Source organism: Streptomyces sp. HSW2009, from assembly GCF_040240285.1.
Lineage (GTDB): Bacteria > Actinomycetota > Actinomycetes > Streptomycetales > Streptomycetaceae > Streptomyces.
Map to the genome: position 1 here is coordinate 1 of NZ_JBEHZD010000928.1, position 1,761 is coordinate 1,761.

A 1,761-nucleotide genomic window follows, 5' to 3' on the forward strand; every position below is an offset into this window, starting at 1 on the left:
CCGCCCCCCCGCCCCCCGGGCCACCGCGGGGCCCCCCCCCGCGCCCGGCACCGCGGCCCCCGCCGCAACCACCGCCGCGCCCACCACCGGCACCACCGCGGCCCCGGCCCGCTCCGGTGCCGGCGCCGCCTGGGACGCCGCGACCGACCCCGACGCCGGCCGGCTGGTCGGCGGGCGCTACCGGCTGGTCTCCCGGCTCGGCCACGGCGGCATGGGCACCGTGTGGAAGGCCCACGACCAGGTGGTGGACCGCGAAGTGGCGGTCAAGGAGCCGCGGGTGCCCGACAGCCTGCCCGAGCGCGAGCGGCAGACCGTCTACCAGCGGATGCAGCGCGAGGCGCGCGCCGCGGCCCGGATCGACCACCCCGCGGTGGTCACCGTGCACGACGTGGTGGTCGAGGAGGGCCGCCCGTGGATCGTCATGGAGCTGGTGCGCGGCCGGTCGCTCGGCGACGTGCTCGCCGAGGGCACGCTCGACCCGCGCGAGGCGGCCCGGGTCGGCGTCGAGGTGCTCGGCGCGCTGGCCGCCGCGCACGAGGCCGGCGTCCTGCACCGCGACGTCAAGCCCGACAACGTGCTGCTCGGTCGCAACGAGCGGGTCGTGCTCACCGACTTCGGCATCGCCCAGGTGGAGGGCGAGCAGGGGCTCACCGAGACCGGCGCGTTCGTCGGCTCGCCCGAGTTCATCGCCCCCGAGCGGGTGCTCGGGCAGCGGCCGGGACCCGAGTCCGACCTGTGGTCGCTGGGCGTGGTGCTGTACGCGGCGGTGGAGGGCATGTCCCCGTTCCGCCGCTCCCACCACCCGGCCACCCTCCAGGCCGTGCTCTCCGCCGAACCGCAGGTGCCGGCCCGCGGCTCCGGTGCGCTCGGCACGCTGATCATGCAGTTGCTCCGCAAGGAGGCCGCGGCCCGGCCCACCGCGGCCGAGGCCCGACGGACGCTGGAGTCGGTGGCCCGCCCGGCGCCGGCGCTGCCCACCGCCGTGCTGCCCGCCCCCGCGGCGGGTGACGCGGCCCCCGCGCGCACGCCGTCCTGGCTGCGCCGCAACCGCAAGGCCCAACTCGGCCTGGGTGGCGGCGTGTTGGCTGCGGCCGTGGCACTGGTGCTGGTGGTGGTGAACCCGTTCGACGGCGGCGCGTCGGACGACGCGCCGGACGGCTGGCGCACGGTCGACGTCGAGCAGCGGGTACGGGCCACGCTCGCCGCCCCCGACGACTACGAGCTCAGCGAGAACGACGACGAGATCAAGCTGACCGACCCCGGCAAGATCTTCACCATCACGCTGCGCCGCGACCCGGTCACCGACGAGAAGGACAAGCCCACCGCGCTCCAGGAGGCCAACGCCTTCCTGGCCGACTACCGGGAGAACTACTACCAGTACGGCTGGACGAAGGAGTCGGTCGACGGTTCGGTGCGGGCGACGAAGTACCACGGCCTGCACGCCGCGGAACTGACCGCCTCGTACACCACCAACGACGCGACCGACCCGGCTGACCTGCGCCGCCGCGAACTGCACTACATGAACGACTCCAAGGTGCAGTGGCAACTGGTCGTGGAGATGCCGAGCAAGGGCAAGCCGCGCACGGACGGCGAAAAGCTCTTCAAGGACGTGGTCGCCCACCTGGACATCAAGGACCGGTAGGGGAGCGGGGCCGGCGGCGTCCCGGCGGGGCCGGCGGTGGTGCGGGGCGGCCGGGTGCGGCCGGCCCTGGCGGCGGTGTCCGTACGGTCGACGCCGTGGCGGGGCCCGCGGTGGTACGA

Annotated in this window: 1 protein-coding gene; it reads left to right on the forward strand. The window is 75.6% G+C overall.

Annotated features, from left to right (window positions below; translation table 11 throughout):
* The coding region (locus AAHZ94_RS33615; protein WP_502964863.1) for a serine/threonine-protein kinase at positions 1-1,642 on the forward strand (1,642 nt) is incomplete at its 5' end.
* Positions 1,643-1,761 lie beyond the last annotated feature (119 nt).